Origin of the sequence: Grimontia indica, from assembly GCF_000333895.2 — a bacterium.
Lineage (GTDB): Bacteria > Pseudomonadota > Gammaproteobacteria > Enterobacterales > Vibrionaceae > Enterovibrio > Enterovibrio indicus.
The window spans coordinates 91,324-111,399 of sequence record NZ_ANFM02000034.1 but is presented as its reverse complement, the minus strand read 5'-3'; the positions used below and the strand labels follow the sequence as shown (position 1 = coordinate 111,399).

Here is a 20,076-nt window from a genome sequence, read left to right as displayed (position 1 = left end):
GTTGATTCCGACTTTCGTTTTTTGAGAAGTACACAGGGAGAGAAAGGAAATGAATCAGACAAGGATTACCGCACTTATCGCCTCCACTTTCATTTTCGCCGCCTCGAGCGCTGCGACAGCAGATGCACTCACCAAGATCGGTAAACCCGAAGGTCAGGTAAACATTGTCGCCTGGCCGGGGTATATCGAGCGCGGTGAGACATCCCCTGATTTTGATTGGGTAACGGGGTTTGAAAAAGCCACAGGCTGTAAGGTAAACGTCAAAACTGCCAACACATCAGACGAAATGGTCGCCTTGATGAACGAAGGTGGTTTTGATTTGGTCACTGCCTCTGGCGACGCCTCTTTGCGGTTGATTGCGGGTAAGCGCGTGCAACCCGTCAATATTGACCTGATCCCAAGCTGGAAGACCGTCGACAAGCGATTGCAAAACGCGCCTTGGCATACCGTTGATGGCACACATTACGGGACTCCCTACATGTGGGGACCCAACGTATTGATGTACAACAAGGACGTTTTCAAGGAAGCGCCAGCCAGTTGGAACGTGGTTTTCGAGGAAGTCACACTGCCAGATGGGAACACCAACAAGGGACGTGTTCAAGCCTACGATGGACCAATACACATCGCAGATGCCGCCAACTATCTGATGCACCATAAACCTGAGCTAGGCATCACCAGCCCTTACGAGCTCAATCAGGAACAATACAACGCGGCGCTTGATTTACTCAGACAGCAAAGAAAATTAGTTTCCCGCTACTGGCATGATGCCTTCATCCAGATTGACGACTTTAAGAATGAAGGCATGGTAGCCTCAGGCTCTTGGCCATTTCAGGTCAATCTGCTCGCTGCAGACAAACAGCCTATTTCATCAACCATCCCAGTTGAGGGGGCCACAGGTTGGGCGGATACCACCATGATGCACGCTGACGCTGACAACCCTAACTGTGCATACCTTTGGATGGAACATACCCTTGCTTCGAACCTTCAAAGCGATCTCTCAGTATGGTTTGGCGCAAACCCCAGTGTACCCGCAGCGTGTACAGATGGCCGCGGCATGCAAACTGCCGCAGGTTGCAAACTCAACGGAATGGAAGAGTTTGACCGCATTAAGTTCTGGCAAACCCCTGTCTCCAAGTGTAAGAGCCAAGGTCAGTGCGTGCCCTACTACCGTTGGGTATCTGATTACATTGGTGTGATAGGTGGCCGTTAAGGCCACCTTCAAGGATTCCCCGGACACAAGGAGGTAACGATGTCCGATGCTGTGAGTTTCCAATCGGTTTCACGTTGCTACGGCGATGTTAAGGCTGTTGATGATCTAACCCTGTCTATCGAAGAAGGTGAATTCTTTGCCTTACTTGGTCCTTCAGGCTCAGGGAAAACCACCAGTCTTCGCCTTATTGCAGGTTTTGAACAGCCCTCCTTTGGAGATATCAGGCTATTCGGTGAAAGTGTGTCGGGCATTCCGCCCTACCAACGACAGATAAATACTGTGTTTCAGGACTATGCGCTCTTCCCTCATCTCAACGTTCTCGACAACGTGGCATATGGGTTGATGATCGCAGGCGTTGGAAAAAGCGAACGCTACCGGGAAGCTGAAAGTGCGCTGGAGATGGTTAAGCTTCATGGTTTTTCAGACCGACGCCCGGCTGCACTTTCCGGTGGGCAACGTCAGCGCGTAGCCCTGGCTCGTGCACTGGTCAACAAGCCCCGTGTACTGCTTCTTGATGAACCTCTCGGTGCGCTTGATCTCAAGCTCAGGGAGCAAATGCAGGAAGAGTTGAAATCGCTGCAACGTCAATTGGGCATTACCTTCGTGCTTGTTACCCATGACCAAAGTGAAGCACTTTCCATGGCTGACAGGATTGCGGTTTTCTCAGAAGGGCGTGCCATGCAGGTAGACTCACCGGAAGGCATCTATCGTAATCCCGCGTCAAGGTTTGTCGCCGACTTCGTGGGTTCATCCAATGTTTTGCCACCGCAATTTGTCGAGCGTCTTAACGGAGAATCACGATGGGCAAGCCTGCGGCCAGAAGCCGTTAACCTCGTGAATGAAGGAGGCCTACGCGCCACGGTCACAGGAAGAAGCTTCTTAGGGGTGATGACAAAGATAAGCCTGAATGTTGAAGGTTACGCCCTCTCGTTGCTCGCGCCGTCTTCGTCCGTGCTGCCAGAAGAAGGTATGCAGGTTCGCGTGAACTGGCAGCCCACCGACCTGCATTTGATGGAGGCCAAATGAATCATCAAGCCTCTACTGTCACAACACCCAGTGCAGCTTCAAAAGGATTATTGGTCAGCTTCTCGGATTTACTTTGGAGAAAGCCAAGCGTTTTGCTCGCGATTCTTCTTGGCCCCCCCGTACTTTGGCTGGGCGTCGTCTATCTGGGCAGTTTGTTTGCACTTCTCATCCAAAGTTTCTTTTCCATCGATGAGTTCACCGGACTGATTCAGTACGAATTTACACTGAAAACCTACGGCGAACTTTTCAGCGCCGCCAACCTCGACATTATTGTCCGTACCGTATCTATGGCGGCATTCGTGACAGTTGGCGCTGCGATCATTGCTTTTCCCGTTGCTTACTTTGCTGCCCGCTACGCACATGGGAAATGGAAGGCCCTGTTCTATCTCGGGGTGATGCTCCCACTTTGGTCGAGCTATTTGGTCAAGGTGTATGCATGGAAACTCATCCTCGCCAAAGAAGGCATTCTTAACTGGCTGCTTACCCAACTGCACCTAGATGCGTTGCTTAACGCCTACCTTTCAATACCCATCATTGGTGGTAACTCGCTGTCTGTGAGTTATACAGGAACCTTTTTGGTATTCCTTTATGTCTGGTTACCCTTCATGATCTTGCCGCTGCAAGCTTCGCTTGAACGCGTACCGTCGAGCATGCTGGAAGCCAGCTCAGATCTGGGCGCAAAGCCACTTCAGACGTTCCGCCATGTGCTGCTCCCTTTGGCGCTCCCAGGTATGGTCGCGGGCTCGATCTTTACGTTTTCACTGACACTGGGGGATTACATCATCCCTCAGATCATCGGTTCATCCCGCCTGTTTATCGGGCAAGCCGTTTACTCTCACCAAGGCACTGCTGGGAATATTCCTCTTGCTGCAGCCTTCTCGGTGGTCCCAATCGTGATCATGGGTTTCTATCTAATGGGCGCGAAGCGCATGGGGGCTTTCAATGCACTCTAATTCTTCCCCCAAAGCACCTTGGTTGTTGAAAGTCGCCGCTTTCGGTGGGCTGGCCTTTTTGCACCTGCCTATTCTGTTGATATTTGTCTACGCGTTTACGACTGAAGAAAAGAGCTACCAGTGGCCGCCACCAGGTTTCACGCTGCGCTGGTTTGAGGTGACCTGGAACCGCCCTGATGTTTGGGAGGCGCTAACCCTTTCGCTGAAGGTCGCCAGCTTGGCAACCATCATCGCCATGGTGTTGGGAACACTCTGTGCGGCAGCAGTTTCGCGATCTCGCTTCTTTGGGCGCGAAACCATTTCCCTGTTGGTGATTTTGCCTATCGCACTGCCAGGCATTATTACGGGGATTGCCCTTCGCTCAGCGTTCAATCTGGCTGACATTCCGTTTTCCTATTGGACGATCGTATTGGGCCACGCCACCTTTTGTATTGTTGTGGTTTACAACAACGCGGTAGCGCGTTTTCGCCGGACCTCAGGCGCATTAATTGAAGCTTCTATGGATTTGGGTGCAAACAGCTTCCAGACCTTCAGATACGTGATTTTGCCCAATATCGCCACCGCATTATTGGCAGGTGGCATGTTGGCATTCGCCCTTTCATTTGACGAAGTTATCGTCACCACATTTACTGCAGGACAACAAGCCACATTGCCCATCTGGATGTTGGAAGAGCTTGTGCGACCAAGGCAAAGACCCGTCACCAACGTTGTTGCTATGGTCGTCGTTCTGGTGACATTTCTACCAATTCTTATCGCCTATTACGTGACGCGTGAAGGCAGCCACATTGGCGGACAAGGAAAGTGAGGAGGATTCATGGACACAAACATGTTGATTGGTAAAAGCATAGAAGCTGGCCAGGATGCGAAAGAAACCATACTGAACCCAAGAAATGGGGAAACCATCATTGAGCTGCCGGAAGCCTCCAGAGATCAAATTGACCGCGCGGTCTTTTGGGCCCGAAAAGCCTTTACGCACTGGTCGCGCACAACGCCTGCGGAGCGATCGGCATGCTTGCTGAAAATTGCCGACCGCATCGAAGCCTCTGCTGAAGAGTTTGCGCGACTTGAATCGCTCAATTGCGGGAAACCTTATGGTGCGGTTCTCAATGATGAAATCCCTGCTATCGTTGACTGCTTCCGCTACTTTGCAGGCGCAGTAAGGTGCACAACCACCACGGCGGCCGGAGAGTATCTGGAAGGGTTCACCTCGATGTTACGCCGTGATCCTGTCGGTGTTGTCGCCTCAATTGCACCGTGGAATTACCCACTGATGATGGCCGCTTGGAAGCTCGCACCCGCCATTGGTGGTGGTAATACTGTTGTGTTCAAACCTTCAGAACAAACACCACTCACCGCCCTGCATCTTGTTAATATTCTCGCCAGCGAGCTACCTGAAGGTGTCGTCAATGTGGTGCTTGGCCGCGGTGAAACTGTTGGGAATGCACTTATCAATCACCCTGACGTTGATATGATTTCAATCACCGGTGATATTGCGACCGGCAAGAAAGTGATGGAAGCAGCGAGTAAGTCTGTAAAACGGACACATTTAGAACTGGGCGGCAAAGCGCCTGTTATTGTATTTGACGATGCGGACATTGATCTCGTGGTTGCCGGACTCAAAGACTTTGGTTACTACAACGCAGGACAGGACTGCACGGCCGCCTGCCGTATTTATGTCGGTGACAGTGTTTACGAGAAATTAGTAGCGGATCTCAGCGCTGCCGTCAGTACCATCCAGTACAACAATGATGATGACGAGACAAACGATATTGGTCCGCTTATCTCACATCGCCAGCGAGAGCGCGTCGCCAGCTTTGTAGAGCGCGCTTCCAACCAAAAACACATTGAAGTTGTGACAGGTGGGAAAACTCTACCGGGGAATGGCTTTTACTATGAACCCACTGTCATCGCCGGGGCGCTGCAAAGTGATGAAATCGTCCGCAAGGAAGTCTTTGGACCTGTGGTCTCGGTGACACGTTTTTCAGATGTTGAAGATGCGGTAGCCTGGGCGAATGACTCAGATTACGGCTTGGCTTCTTCTATCTGGACTCGTGATGTCAGTAAAGCCATGGCAACGGCAGCAAGGCTTCAATATGGCTGCACCTGGATAAACACCCATTTTATGTTGACCAATGAAATGCCCCATGGCGGCATGAAACGCTCGGGTTATGGCAAAGATATGTCGATGTATGCATTGGATGATTACACCGCCATACGGCATGTGATGATTGCACATTAAGTTAACCCTTTTTGCGAAACCCATTGATCACCTCCTCCTCTCAGGTCCTATTCGGTCAATGGTCTTTTTTCTTGGGGTATGTTGACCTTTGGAGCGAGGCACAAGTGCCTCGCTCACATTGAACAAAAACAACATGCCTACAACTGTTCCAACACAGCAATTGTGTTTTTTCGTCACAAAGTAGCATTGTGCATAAACACTTAACTGCTTAGTTTTAAATCTGTTGCCACCGGAATCAAGAGGTTAACCGTCATGGTTAGAATGTTCTCCGCTGCGTTAATACGTAGTCTGTTCTCCGCCACCGTCCTGATAGCAACATCTTTCTCAGCGCTCGCGAACGAATTCCCAGTGGTTAAAGTCGGGGTTCTAAAGTTCGGTACCATTAACTGGGAAATGGACGTTATTAAACGCCACAAACTGGACGAGAAAGCTGGCTTTGTTTTAGATATTACGCCGCTGGCTTCGAAAAACGCGTCTTCCGTGGCCTTACAAGGTGACGCCGTCGATGTCATATTCTCCGACTGGGTTTGGGTCAGTAGACAACGAGCGGCAGGCAAAACCTATACGCTTTCTCCGACATCTGCCACCGCAGGTGGCGTGTATGCCGCTTCGAATTTAACCCTTTCTTCTCCCTGTGATATCAGCGGAGAAACACTCGGGATAGCGGGTGGTTCTGTCGACAAAACCTGGCTTCTTTACCAAGCCTATTGCGAAGCCAAAGAAGACAAAGCCATCAGCGAACTGACTGAACAACAGTTTGTCGCGCCCCCGCTGTTAAACAAACTTCTGATGCAAAACAAAGTCCCAGTCGGTATCAACTTCTGGCATTACGGCGCAAGGCTCAAAGCGGCTGGATTCCAGCCCGTTATTAGCCTTGATGAAATCGTTGAAGGCTTAGGGATCAACACTCAAGTGCCTATGCTTGGCTGGGTGTTCGATGAAAAGTGGGCGAATGCGAACCCATCTCTTGTTTCAGCGTTTTTGAAAACATCCGCAGAAGCGAGAGCATTGCTACGCGCTTCGGATCAAGAATGGGATGTTATACGACCGCTCACTAAAGCGGAGAATGACGACGTTTTCAATGCGTTGAAAGCTGCTTATCGCAGAGGGTTCTCAGGGACTTTCGGCGACGAGCAGCTGAGAGCGGCAGCTCAGATCTTCGATATTCTCGCTAAAGAGGGTGGGCCAAAACTCGTGGGTGAATCAACCTCACTGAGTGACGGCACCTTTTGGCTACAACCATAGCCAAATATCAAAGAGGATTTGCTGACGAGTGCGCTTACCAGGCTACCAACGCTATCTCCTTCCGATTCTACTGCTGGTGTTCTGGCAGTGGTCAGCGGCGCTGGTTAACAGCGCCGAATACCCAACGCCTGTTCAGGTCTACAACGCGTTTGTTTTTGAGCTACTCAATGAGCAGATGCTTTCTCATCTTGGCATCACGCTTTGGCGCGTATTTCTGAGTTTCATTATTTCCATGGTGCTCGGGGTGATATTTGGCATCATGATGGGTCGCTTTCCAAGGCTCAATGAGCTATCAGATCCCTTATTGATTCTTGCCCTCAATATCCCTGCTCTTGTGACAATCTTGCTTTGCTACCTGAGCATTGGTCTGGTGGAAACCGCGGCCGTTACTGCCGTAGCGCTGAACAAGATCCCCACCGTTGTTGAGATGATCCGCGAAGGGGCGCGGGTGATTGATAATGATTTGATGGATGTTGCCAAGGTCTTCCGCCTTCCCCCAACTAAGCGCTTTCTTAACGTCTTCCTACCCCAGCTTTATCCATACATCATGGCTTCCGCACGTACCGGACTTTCACTGATCTGGAAAATCGTGCTAGTTGTAGAGCTGTTAGGTCGCAGCAATGGTGTTGGATTCAAGCTTCACACCATGTTCCAGTTTTTCGATATTGCCGGGATTCTTGCCTATACCTTTGCGTTTGTAACCGTGATATTCCTGCTCGAAGCATTGATTTTCCGCCCGCTCGACAAAGTCGTCTCAAGGGGGCGGGCATGATATCCATTACGCTCAATATCGAAGAAAAAAACTATGGTTCTGAAACGCCAGTGCTGGGCTCACTGCGTGGTCAAATAAAACCTGGGAAAATCACCGCGATTGTTGGCCCTTCAGGTTGTGGTAAATCCACCTTACTCAACATGATTGCAGGGTTGGAAAGCTCACAGAAAGGAGAGATCGGCTTTTCTAATGTATCCGAAGAAAAACCGAGGGTGGGTTACATTTTCCAATCGCCGAGGTTGATGCCTTGGCTCACTGCCAAGGAAAACCTTGAACTGATAGCTGGGAAGAACAATCCCGCCATTCAGGAAACTCTCAGTGCCATGGGTATTCTTGATAAGTTGGATAGCTATCCTGCTCAGCTTTCAGGTGGCATGCAGCGTCGAGTCAGTATTGCCCGAGCATTCGTTTATCACCCAGAACTACTGCTGCTAGACGAGCCTTTTACCTCGCTTGATGCCCCGACAGCCGATCAACTGAGGCAACAACTTATTGCGCTATGGCAGCGCCAACAATCGACTATGGTATTTGTCACCCACGACCTTCGTGAAGCGATTTCGCTGGCAGATGAAATCTGGTTTTTGAGCCGACCTCCAACGACAGTCATTCATAGAATGGAAATCGACCAGCCCAGTGAACGCTGGCTTGGCCGAGACGACGGCAGAAGACGCATTGATGATATTGTTGCAAACCTGATCTCAATGCATCCCCAGATACTTTCAGGAGTGCTGGACGCTGGGGCATAAAAAAGCGGGCATCAACTGCATACCCGCTCATACCTTCGCAAAATAGTGTTGCTCATTTTTTGGCGAGTACTGGCCGACAAGTACTCTGTTCACTGGGGATCATTCCCAGCATCACATTTCCCGCAGGAGGCTCATTGTAGCCAACTGGCTCTGAGACCGCCGGATAGGTGAGTTCTAACTTCTCCGGCACATGCTGACTGTCAGGGTTTTTAATGCCTTTCGAGGTGTGATAGTCGTCCGTAAATACACCGTATTCACCGGGCTGCATCTTATAGGTCACGGTTTCTGTCCCAAATCCTGCATTGGCCAGATATTTGTTCGGGTCGTTCCATGAACGCCCATCAAGATTGGTGTAAAACTTGATGTCGAGAAGCACAGCATCACAGAGCGGCGTCACTTCCTCATATTGCGTGGGCCAACCCGCACCACCAGCCGTATCAGGGTAACGTCCCCAATCTCCACCTTTAAGGGGACATGCCCCACCCCCACCAAATACAGCCCGGTTAGGATGGTGAACACCATAGATTGGCAAACCAATGGCTTCTCCTTCACTCCCGCCAAGCAAGTTAAACCTTGGCGCCATGGTCACTTCAGTTTTTAGCTTGCCTGCATCAGTTAAAGACGCGTAATACGCACCATCAGGCCTGACGTACTGGTGATCTGCGTTATTGAGGTTATCGTAAACGGCCGTCAAAAAAAGGTAAGGCTTGTTGAAGAAAGTACGCTCAACCAGGTAGTACTCCACATGAGTTTTAGAGGTATCAATCGCTTTCCACTCAACAAAAGACGTATCTTTTCCTTCCTGCCCAACATTCACCCAGGACTTAGCATCGGGAAAATGATCGAGCCTGAGCACGTTGAGGTAGTTTTCCTTTACATCAAGCCCCGCTCTTTTACCGAGAGGTCCTATTTGGTTAGCTGCTTCCTGACTAAAGGCAAAATCCATTGCTTTCTTGGCATAGGGGAAGTCGTTACCAGACATGGTGCAATACCAGTTTGATAGGTCGATTGGCTCATGGTTGGCGTATTTGCCCTTGAAGATGGGGTGAGTAATGGGAACATCGATGTAATTGAGATTACCGCTTTCGCTCAGTTTTTCATCAGGATATTTGTACCCAGACCAGCTTTCATCCTCCAAATAATAGCCGTATTCATTGCCTATTTTCTTAACGGCTTCTTCCGCATATAAATCACCTCCGGGCTGAATCCCCTCGGCGTTGCGCCGCCGGTACAGCCTGACGTTCCCATTTTCCTGTACACGCCAAAGACCATGTTTGCCCTCACCAATCATGGTAAATACCTGTTCGGCAATATTCACAAACCGATAGGTCGAATTGGTGTTCATGTATCCCATGTATACGGGAAGATGGGGGATCTGAGAATGTGTTCGGTTTGGACGCCCTATGCCAAGTAAAACTTTGACGTCATTATCCGCCTTAATATTTTGATCACTGGTGTAAAAAAACGGGTCGTTATGGGTCAGATCTGTTAAGTTCTCAACTGCCAGTGCTGCGGCTCCGTAAGAAAGGTATGCGACGGCAGCAAAGGTTGATTTTGCTAGGGATAACTTCATGTCCTTCTCTCCCTAAAGTCCTATTTCTAGTGATAGTTACCATCGTCTCTAGAACAACTTCCTTTGTCCGCAGGCATAAGCCAGTCCTGAATCATCCGTCGAGAAAGTGATTGTTGAGCCTTTCGGGAAGAACAATACGTCACCGACTTCTCCTTTAACCTTCTGGTTACCATCAGAAAAATAAATGTGTCCATCCAGAATCACTTTGCTGTCGTCATAGTCGTAGGTGTAAACAAGAGGGTTACCCTTTTCAATTTTGAAGATACCGCAGGCAATAGGCGCGTTGGGATCAGCGGAGCCAACAATATCTTCAAAATAGGCGTTCACGCCGGGCTCATTCATTGACGCTATTTGCATTGAGGGCACATCTTTGAATATTTGAAGGCTCTTGCTATCAGACGGGACTTTTACTCCATGAGCTTGAACATTTGCAGCGACAGCAGTCAGACATAACGTCATGATTACTCTTGTTTTCATAATATTCTCCAGTATTAAACATGCACTTTAATATGCTTTTTATTTCATAATTTACTGCCATTTAAACCGTACAATAACCTATATAATCAAAAAAATTACCCGTCAAGTAATAAATTACTCACTAAGAAATTACCCTTTAATTTCCGATACTTCATGCTAGTATTTCATTCTCCTAACCTTCTAAATGCCGCTTGAGGACGAATATGAAAAAAGACAACTTCGGCGAGCGTTTAAAATCCTTGCTTAAACAACAAAATAAAACTCAGGCTGAAGTTGCAGTGGCTATCGGAACCTCTATTCCTTCAGTGAACCGTTGGACCAAGGGCGGACAAATTGAATATGGCAATCTAAGAAGCCTTGCTGACCATCTGAAAGTCAATTGGATATGGTTGCGATATGGTGATGAAGCCGTAGAAAGCGTCCAGCAAATCTCGCACAACGAATCCAATGCCAAAGACATGCGTAGAGAGTATCTGAACCAGATCATGGAAAGTGAAGCGCGCATGAGGCAAGCCCATGAAATGGCAAATATTATTACTTGGGAATGGAATGTTCTGACAGGTTCAGTCGAGTGCTCTTCCAATGCTGCTGATTTTTTTGGTGTCGAGGATAAAAACCTTCCCAATTGTATGCTCCCTTATGCTGACATGGCCCTTGAAGAGCTCTTACATGTGTTTGGTGCAGATGAACCACACTCCTGGGATTTCTCTTCAGTCACATCAAAAGGCATACTTAAATGGTTCAATTCAAAAGCAAAGCTATACTTCGATGCTTCAAACAGGCCGACAAAAGTCATTGGTATATGCTCTGAAATCACGGAAAGGAAAGAGGTAGAAAAAGCACTTGAGAAGAAAGAACTATTGCTGAGACGTATTCTGGAATCTATCCCGGTAGGGTTTTGGGGAACAGATGAAAAAGGCGTCATTAATCTCATCAACCCAGAAGCCGAACGCATTTGGGGAGGCTCCACCTTTGCCAAACTAGAGCACTACCAGACGACACAAAGTTGGAGTACCGAAGACGGCCATTTACTCAAAGCTTCTGAACGTCCACTTTCAATGGCAATTGAGAATAAGCAGGCCATAGACCCTAAAGTCATCACCATTAAATCTCTCGATGGCAACTTCAAAAAAATCATTTCTTATGCCGCACCCATTTATAACAGCGATAACGATTTTCTCGGCGCATTCGAAATAAATCAGGATGTCACGAAGATAGATATCGAGGAGCGAAAACATCTAGAAGACGACATCTACACCCGTTTATTTTTGAGTGAAAATAAATATGGCATCTTGTTAATTAAGAATAAAAAAATCATTAGAGCCAATCAGTTTGCAATAGTACATTCTGAAGAGAAGCTTTCCAATATCAGGCACCTTAACACCCTTTTTTCTGAAGAAACGACCAGCGAAATTATGGCTTGCATCTCCAGTAACGAAACGCCGAAATTTAATATTACCGGTTCGGAAAAGTCGGGGGAAAAGCAGTTCTCTATCTATTTGTCATCCTTACACCATGAAGCGGACCGATACACAACTGTTGTGTTCTTTGAAACGGGCTTAGTCGCCCGCGAATAAAGACCAGTTATGGTATGATCGCTTTTACACTCACATCTTGCGATAATGCCACTCTTAACTTATTGCCCGGTGGAAATCAAAATGGCAAAGACGCTGACTCAGGAACGCATTGCTGAAATCCTGAAATTCGACGTAGACCAACGTTACAAATATCTAGTGAAGGAAGTGGTGGAAAACCGCGAAATCTGGATCCTGACCGATGAGCATGGTTGTGTGATGCTCAACACCGAAGACGAAGATTGTGTGCCAGTATGGCCGAATGAAGAATTCGCACAAGAATGGGCAACCGGCGAGTGGGAACATTGTAAACCAGAGCCAATCGGCTTGAACAAATGGCACAGCCGCTGGACTAACGGTCTTCTGGACGATGAGCTTTCTATCGTGGCTTTCCCAAATACCGATCTGGAAGGTGTAGTACTGTTCCCAGATGAGTTTGATTTCGACCTGACCAACCAGGCGAAAAAGCAAAAGCGTTAATTAAATACCAACATTAAAAAGAGCGGGCAATGCCCGCTCTTTTAGTTAAACCTCTATTTTTGCAGATCTGCAAATTTATCAGCTCAACTTCACTGGCTTCACATGGGTGTGATCCGCCAACACATTGATGGCTGAAGCTTTAAACAAAGGATTTTCATCCAGTTCTTCAAACAGCCATTTGCAGCTGAATACCATTTTGATGGCATGCACTTCCGGCACTTTACGGATTCCACTGGCAATGTCTGCCCAGTCGATGGCATTCACGTATGCCAGCGCATCTTCATCCAACGTCGGCAGGGTTTTAGGATAACCTTTCTCGATGTAAAGACCTGTTAACCATATCCAGTAACGTTGCCATAATTCAGCCAACAAAGGACGATAACCATTCCCCTCTGCCAGCACACGCTTAGTGATGTCTGCCAAAGCCTGAAAACTCGTGACGGCATGAAGCGTGGTCAACGCAGGTTCATACAGGTACAAACCAATCGCCCGGTCACCAATTTCACGCATCTTCAGCTCGATGTTTTCTTCCGTAATAAAGAACTCATCTGCTACCGAAATATCATGAAGTACGGTGTCTGAGCAGAGCATTTCGCAGATTTGCAAGCTACCACCGAAACGGGTGATTTCAGGTTTGGCAGCATGCACTTTCAGCCATTGATCTTCTGCAGTAATAGACTGTGCAGACATATCAATGCGTGGGGGCAACATGCGCTTGTACATATCTTCAAAGCGGATCGCCCAGTACGCTAAGGCATCGGCAATCAGCCCTTTGTCGCCATGCATAATGGCAAAGCTCAGGCGGATCACCGGGTGAAACAGACCCATCGGCAGCGCGTATTGCAGCTTTTCAAGTACGCCCATCAGATACGCCGTTTGGTCGTTCGCTGCTTCCTGCCCTTCGAAGAAAAGACGTTGGAAGTCTGCAAGGTATTCCGCTTTTCCCAGGTATTCCGTCCAATTCTCTTCGGTCACGACACCGGTATCGCGCAGGTGAAGGTCTTCTTCAATACGTGCACGGTAACGTGGCCAGCTGCTGCGGAATGCTTTGATTTCATTATCAGTCGCGCCTAATCCCTGCAGCGACATAATCGTCATTGGGTAATGGTTCGACATACCACCTTTGGTGACGCCACCAAGGTTCGGGTGGAATGCGCTGTCGCGCTGCATTTCGTCATTGACCAACGCAGACATTTCTGTTGCCGCGTTGAAGCGTCTTTCTTTGTTTTTGATTGAGAACAACATAATGGATCCTCCTTGCGTTGATTGCTGTTGGTTTAATCAAGAAAGCTCACGCATGGCGCAACGGGCACGATACCGTGCGGATTTCTAAGTGGGCTTTTCGAGTTATAGCCTCGGCGATAAATATCCAAATCTATGGTGTCTTTTACGCCAGGCTGCTGTACCAGTGTTTTCAAATACGCTGAGATATTCGGGTAATCCCGCAGCGCTTTTAAATTGCACTTGAAGGCGGTGAAGTAACCCACATCAAACCGCACTAATGTCGGTAGCAATCGCCAGTCTGCTTCGGTGATGGCATCACCCAGCAAGAACGCTTGTTTGCCAAGGCGCGCTTCAATCTCTTCAAGTGATGCAAACAACGCAGTGACTGCCTCGTCATACGCATCCTGCGTTCTGGCAAATCCGGATTTGTACACGCCATTGTTGACCGTGTTGAAAATCCAGTCGTTGGTTTCATCAATCTCTTTAGCCAACGCTTCCGGATAGAAGTCCTGCGTATCACCGGTAATCTCGTTAAACGCACTGTTAAACATGCGGATAATTTCCGACGATTCATTGCTCACAATGGTTTGGGTCTTTTTATCCCAAAGCACAGGCACCGTGACTCTGCCGGTAAAATCGGGATTCGACTTCACATAGAGCTGGTGCATGGCTTCAAGCCCGAGCAGATTGTCGGTAAAGCGTTCCTCGGTGTTATCGAACACCCATCCTTGCTCCGTGCGAAGTGGTGCCACCAGAGACAAACCCACCACGTTTTCCAGTCCTTTGACTTTTCGATAAATCAGAGTGCGATGCGCCCAAGGGCAGTTCAGTGCTGCAAACAGGTGATAACGACCTGCTTCGGCTTTAAAACCAGCTTCACCACTTGGCCCTGCTTCTCCCGTTGCGGTGACCCAATTACGGAACTTGGCGACGCCGCGAACGAAACGCCCGTTTGCTTCTGAATACTGTTTCTCTTCCCACTCACGCAGTTGGTCATCGGTGAGCCAACGGCCTTCAATTAACTTGCCCATCTCTAACCTCCATACTGCGCAGCGCCGACGTTTTCACGTCCGTGCGGTGCATCGAAATCCAAAGCCGGGCCAATCGGCACAATGCGGGTTGGGTTGACCGTTTCATGGCTGGCGTAATAGTGCGCCTTGATATGATCGATATTTACTGTCTCTGCGACACCCCCGAACTGGTAGAGCTCACGAAGGTAGCCTGACAGGTTTGGGTATTCACTGATCCGGCGACGGCTGCACTTGAAGTGTCCGACATAAACAGCATCGAATCGGATAAGTGTGGTGAACAAACGCCAGTCTGCTTCAGTAAGCTGCCCGCCCACGAGGTAGCGATTGGTCGCCAGATGCGCTTCCAGTTTGTCCAGCGCACTGAATACGTCTTCCACTGCTTCATCGTAAGCCTCCTGCGTGGTCGCAAACCCAGCGCGATACACACCGTTATTAATGTTCGGGTAGACAAAATCGTTCATTTCATCGATGGCTTCCCGCAATGCTTCTGGGTAGTAATCACCCGGAAGCGCGCCAACTTCATCAAACGCACTGTTGAGCATACGAATGATTTCTGAAGACTCATTGCTCACAATGGTTCCTGTCTTCTTATCCCAAAGCACTGGCACCGTGACACGGCCGGTGTAATCCGGTAGCGCGCTCGTATACACCTGATGCAAATAGGTCGCGCCATTAATCGTGTCCTCGACCACATCATCGCCCGGCAGAAAGGTCCATCCGTCATCGCCCATGAAGCCATTGACCACCGCAATGGAAATCATCGCTTCCAGCCCTTTCAGCTTTCTAAAAATCAGGGTGCGATGCGCCCATGGGCACGCCAATGAAACATAAAGGTGATAACGACCCGGCTCTGCTTTAAATCCGCCTTCGCCTGTTGGCCCCGCCGAACCCTCTTTCGTGATCCAGTTTCGAAAGCTCGGCGCTTTTCGGGTAAAGCGTCCGTTTGTTTTGCTGGTGTCATACCAATCGGTGCGCCAAACACCGTCTACCAATAAGCCCATTGCCGTGCCTCCAAGCTGTGTAATTTGCTGATGGGCTAACAATAGGTGTTATTGCACTGAGGAAAAACAGAAGATAAATGAAATGATTGTTCTCTAAACGAGAACAAAAAGGCGTATTCAGCCCACCGAAGCAGGCTGAAACAAGAAAGATAGGGAACGAGGGTTAGCGCTTTTCCAGAAGCACCATGACTTCGGCATGTTCTGTGTGTGGGAACATATCAAACCATTGCAGACGTTTGACGGTGTAGTTCTGCCAACCATCAACATCGGCTTTCAGTGTTTCTGGATTACAGCTGGAATAGATAATGTGGTTGGGTGCCAACTCACCAAGTTGTGCCACCAACTCTTTACCCAAGCCACGGCGGGGTGGATTGACCAGCACCAGATCAGGTGCACTGTCTTGCAGCAGCGAGAATTTCGCCGAATCAAGCGCATCAAAGCTGAGGTTGGTAATTCCCATTTCTGCCGCAGAACGCTTCGCGCTCGCAATGGCTTCCAGCTCGATTTCAATACCGGTTACAGACTCGGTCACCGACGCGCAATGCAAAGCAAAACCACCAACGCCGCAAAACAAATCCCACATGTGTTTTGGCTTAAGTTCTCTTACCCACTCACGCGCTGTCGCATAGAGTTTGGCGGCGACTTCAGGATTGGTCTGGAAAAAGCTTTTCGGACGCACTACCAGCGGTACGTCGTTGAATTGCTCGATAAGGTGTTCATCTTCTGTTAGGAAGATTTCCTCATCGCCTTCAAGGCGCGCCATGTGCACGGGCTGCAGGTTTACAGACACGACACGGATTTTCGGAAACGCCTCACGAAGCCTCGCTAAGTTCGCTTCCACGCGCGGCATAGCATCGCGGCTGCGCATCACAAATCGCAGCATGAACTCGCCGGAATGTGCAGCGCGGGTCAGCAGAATGTATTTCAGCTCGCCTTTCTTTTTTGTTTTGTTATAAGGCGGAATACCGGAGGTGCGAATCCAATCCTGTAGGTAATCCAGTAGTGCGGTCATGTCTTCGGTGTAGAGTGGGCAATGGGTCAGGCTGACCAGTTCAGGGTTATCTCCCAACTTTACGTCTGCACCCAACACAGGTTGATGCGCTGCACCCAGCACCACCATCTTGGCTTTGTTGCGGCAGCCCGTTTCTTTGCTCAATACCGGCGATAACCACTGCTCTGGCAAGCGGTTCTCAAACAGGGATTTCAGCGCGTTGTCTTTGTCAGCGACTTGCTGGGTGTAAGGGACGCCCCTCAATTCGCATGAACGGCACTTGTGCTGATCGAAGAATTTGCAATGCATAACGCTCTACCGCAGAAAAAGAAGGGAGAGTCTAAGCATCCTGACGAAAATGACCATTCACGTTATTACTCGTTAAAATCGAATATATTGATGGTAGAAACCAGACGCATTGAAGCCCGGTTCAAGCATGGGAAAAATGCCTTTTTTCTTGAGTTTATCCCTGCGCTTCAGGAATACTGGTCGCACAAAAATCCGCTGATAAATGAGCACACTACTGATGAAAATAGATCTAACCCGACTGATCACAGAAAGCCGTAACACTGCAAGCGCAGAAATCGACAAACTTTCCACGCTGGAAATGCTCGAAGTGATCAATCAGGAAGATCAGAAGGTGGCGCTCGCAGTGAAAGATCAACTCCCACAAATCGCCAAGACGGTAGACGCCATCACTAAAGCCTTTGCGGAGGGTGGCCGACTGATTTATATGGGTGCAGGCACATCAGGTCGTTTGGGTATTTTAGACGCCAGCGAGTGTCCACCAACCTACGGCACCAAGCCTGAACTTGTGGTGGGGTTAATTGCTGGCGGTCATCAAGCCATTTTAAAAGCGGTTGAGAATGCCGAGGACAATGTCGAACTCGGCAAGCAGGATCTGGTGGATTTGAGCCTGACCGCTAAAGACGTGGTGGTGGGGATTGCCGCCAGCGGCCGCACACCTTATGTACTGGGTGGGATGCACTACGCCAAATCTGTCGGCGCAACCGTAGCCGCAATTGTTTGTAACCCTGTCTGCGCAATGGCAGATGAGGCAGACATCGCCATCATTCCTGTGGTGGGGCCTGAGATTGTGACGGGTTCTTCAAGAATGAAAGCAGGAACAGCGCAAAAGCTGGTGCTGAACATGCTGACAACAGGCGCGATGATCCGAAGCGGCAAAGTGTACGGCAACCTGATGGTGGATGTTGAAGCCACCAACGCAAAATTAGTTCAGCGTCAGGTCAACATCGTCGTAGAAGCCACTGGTGTCGGTGCTGATGAGGCTGAAGTAGCACTTCAAGCTTGCGGGCGTCATTGTAAAACTGCGATCTTAATGATTCTGGCTGGCATTGATGCCAAAGAAGCAACAGCACGGCTCGAGAAGCACAACGGCTTTATTCGTCAAGCGCTTAAGACATAAGCCAGATAACCGTCAACAGCATTTTTATGCTGCTCTATACCCAAGTTAACGATGATGTGTCTTCGCTGCTTCGGTACCAAGGAGCCGCCTCTCTCCAAAAATGCCTTCAAAGACACACAGTGCATAAGTCTCAAAATGCATACACAAATAAACCCAAAATGCCTGATAATTTAGGCATTAAAGGGTATTTGACACTCTTCTTTGTAAACTATCAAACTGAATTCTCTGGCTAGGAGGGAAAATGGATTTAGATTACATTAAAGCGGTTGATGTTTTGGGCCAATTACGGGTAGGAAACTCAATCAGTGAAGCACTCAGGGACGAGGCCGGTGAGGTAGCTAGAGCAGTCTTCGATAAGCACAAAGATAAGTGCGATATCGACGCTATCTTTTCACTGCTAGATCATTCCATGGTCAGCGCGCAATTACGAAACAGTTGGACCGATGCCATCTGTGATGTATGGCTAGAGCAAAGATAAGCGGCTGATCTTACGCCCAAACAACCTGAAGATGTAGGATTCCGCCAGTTTGGCTGGCGTTGTGATCGCGGCGTTCTTTTGTAGTTGTGGTTTCACATCCATCAAAAAGGAACAATAAAGAGCACGGCGTCAGTCATTTCGTTTATGCTTCATTAACTTTCGCACAAAGATAGTGCAAACATGCCCCGTTTAAGCGCATCAAACATCCCTTCTCTTGAATATCCCCGCTTCCAATATCAATAGACATCTTGAGTGGTGCATGATTTTCTATATAAATATCATTGATTTAATACACATTTGCACACTTGTGGCGCTTTCGTGCACTTATTTAGATCATTCAGGCACGCTTTGTGCTATCCCCATCCACAGGAAATTCAATCTCAAGGAAGTAGAGGAATTACAACGTGGAAAATATTAGTAGCGCGATTCAAACGCTGTCAGAAAGCGCGAACACGCTCTTTATTCTGATCGGTGCCATCATGGTTTTGGCAATGCACGCAGGCTTTGCCTTTTTGGAAGTGGGTACCGTCCGTCATCGCAATCAGGTTAATGCCCTGGTGAAAATCATGTCCGACTTCGGCTTCTCAGCCCTCGCCTATTTCTTCATTGGTTACTGGGTTGCCTATGACGTCAACTTCTTCAGCAGTGCCAGCGTTCTCTCAGAAGGGAATGGTTACGAGTTGGTGAAGTTCTTCTTCTTGATGACTTTCGCAGCGGCGATTCCAGCCATCATTTCCGGCGGTGTAGCAGAGCGCGCTAAGTTCTATCCTATGTTGATCGCAGCAGCAGCCATCGTTGCTTTTGTTTATCCATTTTTCGAAGGGCTGATCTGGAACGGCAACTTTGGTTTTCAGGATTGGTTAGAAACCACCTTTGGCGCCCCTTTCCATGATTTCGCTGGTTCAGTCGTGGTTCACGCCGTTGGCGGATGGATTGCACTGGCTGCCATTATGATTCTTGGCGTGCGCAAAGGCCGTTACCGTGGCGGTAAGCTGATAGCGTTTGCCCCTTCAAACATCCCATTTCTTGCGCTGGGCGCGTGGATCCTGACTGTTGGCTGGTTCGGTTTTAACGTGATGTCAGCACAAACCATGGACGGTATCAGCGGTCTGGTCGCAGTGAACACCTTAATGGCCATGGTGGGTGGTATCGTCACTTCCCTTATTGCAGGTAAAAATGACCCAGGCTTCCTGCACAACGGTCCATTGGCTGGCCTTGTGGCCGTTTGTGCCGGTTCTGATTTGATGCACCCAATCGGCGCACTGATTACTGGCGGTGTGGCTGGTGTGTTGTTCGTTTGGCTGTTTACCCTTATCCAAAACCGTTTCAAAATTGATGACGTGCTGGGTGTTTGGCCACTGCACGGCGTATGTGGTGTTTGGGGTGGTATCGCGGCAGGTATCTTCGGCTCAGAAGCACTGGGCGGCTTAGGTGGCGTTAGCCTGATGGCTCAGATCATCGGTACCGTTGCTGGTGTGGTTGTGGCATTTGTTGGTGGCTGGATTGTTTATACTCTGGTTGAAAAAGCGGCTGGTATTCGCCTGAGCGAAGAAGACGAATATAACGGTGCTGACTTGGCTATCCACAAAATTGGCGCAACGTCCGAAGACTAATTGTTTTATTCATTTTC

General features: G+C 48.9%; 19 protein-coding genes. 13 read left to right on the top strand and 6 right to left on the bottom strand.

The window, feature by feature from the left end:
- Positions 1-49 precede the first annotated feature (49 nt).
- The 8 genes from D515_RS18750 (at position 50) to D515_RS18715 (ending at position 8,191) form a co-directional block, all read left to right on the top strand.
- Positions 50-1,210: an ABC transporter substrate-binding protein gene (locus D515_RS18750; RefSeq protein WP_002540728.1), complete on the top strand. Its 1,161-nt coding sequence runs from the start codon at positions 50-52 to the stop codon at positions 1,208-1,210.
- Between the two features lie 39 nt (positions 1,211-1,249).
- Positions 1,250-2,236: an ABC transporter ATP-binding protein gene (locus D515_RS18745; RefSeq protein WP_002540727.1), complete on the top strand. Its 987-nt coding sequence runs from the start codon at positions 1,250-1,252 to the stop codon at positions 2,234-2,236.
- A complete protein-coding gene (locus tag D515_RS18740; RefSeq protein ID WP_002540726.1) occupies positions 2,233-3,189 on the top strand; it encodes an ABC transporter permease in 957 nt (318 codons plus the stop codon). The genes D515_RS18745 and D515_RS18740 overlap by 4 nt, the downstream gene beginning before the upstream one ends.
- Positions 3,179-3,994 (top strand): ABC transporter permease, encoded by an 816-nt coding sequence (locus D515_RS18735; RefSeq protein ID WP_002540725.1) that lies wholly within the window; start codon positions 3,179-3,181, stop codon positions 3,992-3,994. The genes D515_RS18740 and D515_RS18735 overlap by 11 nt, the downstream gene beginning before the upstream one ends.
- Positions 3,995-4,003: 9 nt before the next feature.
- Complete coding sequence (locus D515_RS18730; protein ID WP_002540724.1) at positions 4,004-5,428, top strand: gamma-aminobutyraldehyde dehydrogenase; 1,425 nt, start codon at positions 4,004-4,006, stop codon at positions 5,426-5,428.
- 252 nt (positions 5,429-5,680) lie between these two features.
- Positions 5,681-6,673, top strand: coding sequence for an ABC transporter substrate-binding protein (locus D515_RS18725; RefSeq protein WP_039850307.1), 993 nt, complete (start codon positions 5,681-5,683; stop codon positions 6,671-6,673).
- Positions 6,674-6,701: 28 nt separating this feature from the next.
- Positions 6,702-7,445: an ABC transporter permease gene (locus D515_RS18720; RefSeq protein ID WP_002540722.1), complete on the top strand. Its 744-nt coding sequence runs from the start codon at positions 6,702-6,704 to the stop codon at positions 7,443-7,445.
- A complete protein-coding gene (locus tag D515_RS18715) occupies positions 7,442-8,191 on the top strand; it encodes an ABC transporter ATP-binding protein (RefSeq protein WP_002540721.1) in 750 nt (249 codons plus the stop codon). Before D515_RS18720 ends, D515_RS18715 begins: the two co-directional genes overlap by 4 nt.
- A gap of 52 nt (positions 8,192-8,243) precedes the next feature.
- On the opposite strand, the gene D515_RS18710 is transcribed toward D515_RS18715, so the two are convergent.
- Positions 8,244-9,764, bottom strand: coding sequence for a hypothetical protein (locus D515_RS18710; protein WP_002540720.1), 1,521 nt, complete (start codon positions 9,762-9,764; stop codon positions 8,244-8,246).
- Between the two features lie 48 nt (positions 9,765-9,812).
- On the bottom strand, positions 9,813-10,241 hold the full coding sequence (locus tag D515_RS18705) for a cupin domain-containing protein (RefSeq protein ID WP_231590873.1): 429 nt from the start codon (positions 10,239-10,241) through the stop codon (positions 9,813-9,815).
- Between the two features lie 203 nt (positions 10,242-10,444).
- On the opposite strand from D515_RS18705, the gene D515_RS25405 reads away from it, so the two are divergent.
- Positions 10,445-11,818: a PAS domain S-box protein gene (locus D515_RS25405; RefSeq protein ID WP_002540718.1), complete on the top strand. Its 1,374-nt coding sequence runs from the start codon at positions 10,445-10,447 to the stop codon at positions 11,816-11,818.
- Positions 11,819-11,899: 81 nt separating this feature from the next.
- A complete protein-coding gene (locus tag D515_RS18695; RefSeq protein ID WP_002540717.1) occupies positions 11,900-12,295 on the top strand; it encodes a DUF2750 domain-containing protein in 396 nt (131 codons plus the stop codon).
- Positions 12,296-12,373: 78 nt separating this feature from the next.
- On the opposite strand, the gene D515_RS18690 is transcribed toward D515_RS18695, so the two are convergent.
- From D515_RS18690 to rlmC, 4 genes are all read right to left on the bottom strand, one after another.
- Positions 12,374-13,540 carry a questin oxidase family protein gene (locus D515_RS18690; RefSeq protein ID WP_002540716.1) on the bottom strand — a complete coding sequence of 389 codons (1,167 nt, stop codon included), beginning with the start codon at positions 13,538-13,540 and terminating at the stop codon, positions 12,374-12,376.
- A gap of 32 nt (positions 13,541-13,572) precedes the next feature.
- On the bottom strand, positions 13,573-14,550 hold the full coding sequence (locus D515_RS18685) for a glutathione S-transferase family protein (protein ID WP_002540715.1): 978 nt from the start codon (positions 14,548-14,550) through the stop codon (positions 13,573-13,575).
- Positions 14,551-14,552: 2 nt separating this feature from the next.
- Complete coding sequence (locus tag D515_RS18680; RefSeq protein WP_002540714.1) at positions 14,553-15,551, bottom strand: glutathione S-transferase family protein; 999 nt, start codon at positions 15,549-15,551, stop codon at positions 14,553-14,555.
- Positions 15,552-15,714: 163 nt separating this feature from the next.
- On the bottom strand, positions 15,715-16,851 hold the full coding sequence (gene rlmC, locus D515_RS18675) for a 23S rRNA (uracil(747)-C(5))-methyltransferase RlmC (protein WP_039850305.1): 1,137 nt from the start codon (positions 16,849-16,851) through the stop codon (positions 15,715-15,717).
- Positions 16,852-17,068: 217 nt separating this feature from the next.
- Here rlmC and murQ point away from each other — a divergent pair, with 217 nt between their 5' ends.
- From murQ to D515_RS18660, 3 genes are all read left to right on the top strand, one after another.
- A complete protein-coding gene (gene murQ / locus D515_RS18670) occupies positions 17,069-17,968 on the top strand; it encodes an N-acetylmuramic acid 6-phosphate etherase (RefSeq protein ID WP_002540713.1) in 900 nt (299 codons plus the stop codon).
- Positions 17,969-18,209: 241 nt separating this feature from the next.
- A complete protein-coding gene (locus D515_RS18665; RefSeq protein ID WP_002540711.1) occupies positions 18,210-18,446 on the top strand; it encodes a hypothetical protein in 237 nt (78 codons plus the stop codon).
- A 404-nt stretch (positions 18,447-18,850) separates the two neighbouring features.
- Positions 18,851-20,059, top strand: a complete 1,209-nt coding sequence (locus D515_RS18660) for an ammonium transporter (RefSeq protein ID WP_002540709.1) — start codon at positions 18,851-18,853, stop codon at positions 20,057-20,059.
- The last annotated feature ends 17 nt before the right edge of the window (positions 20,060-20,076 follow it).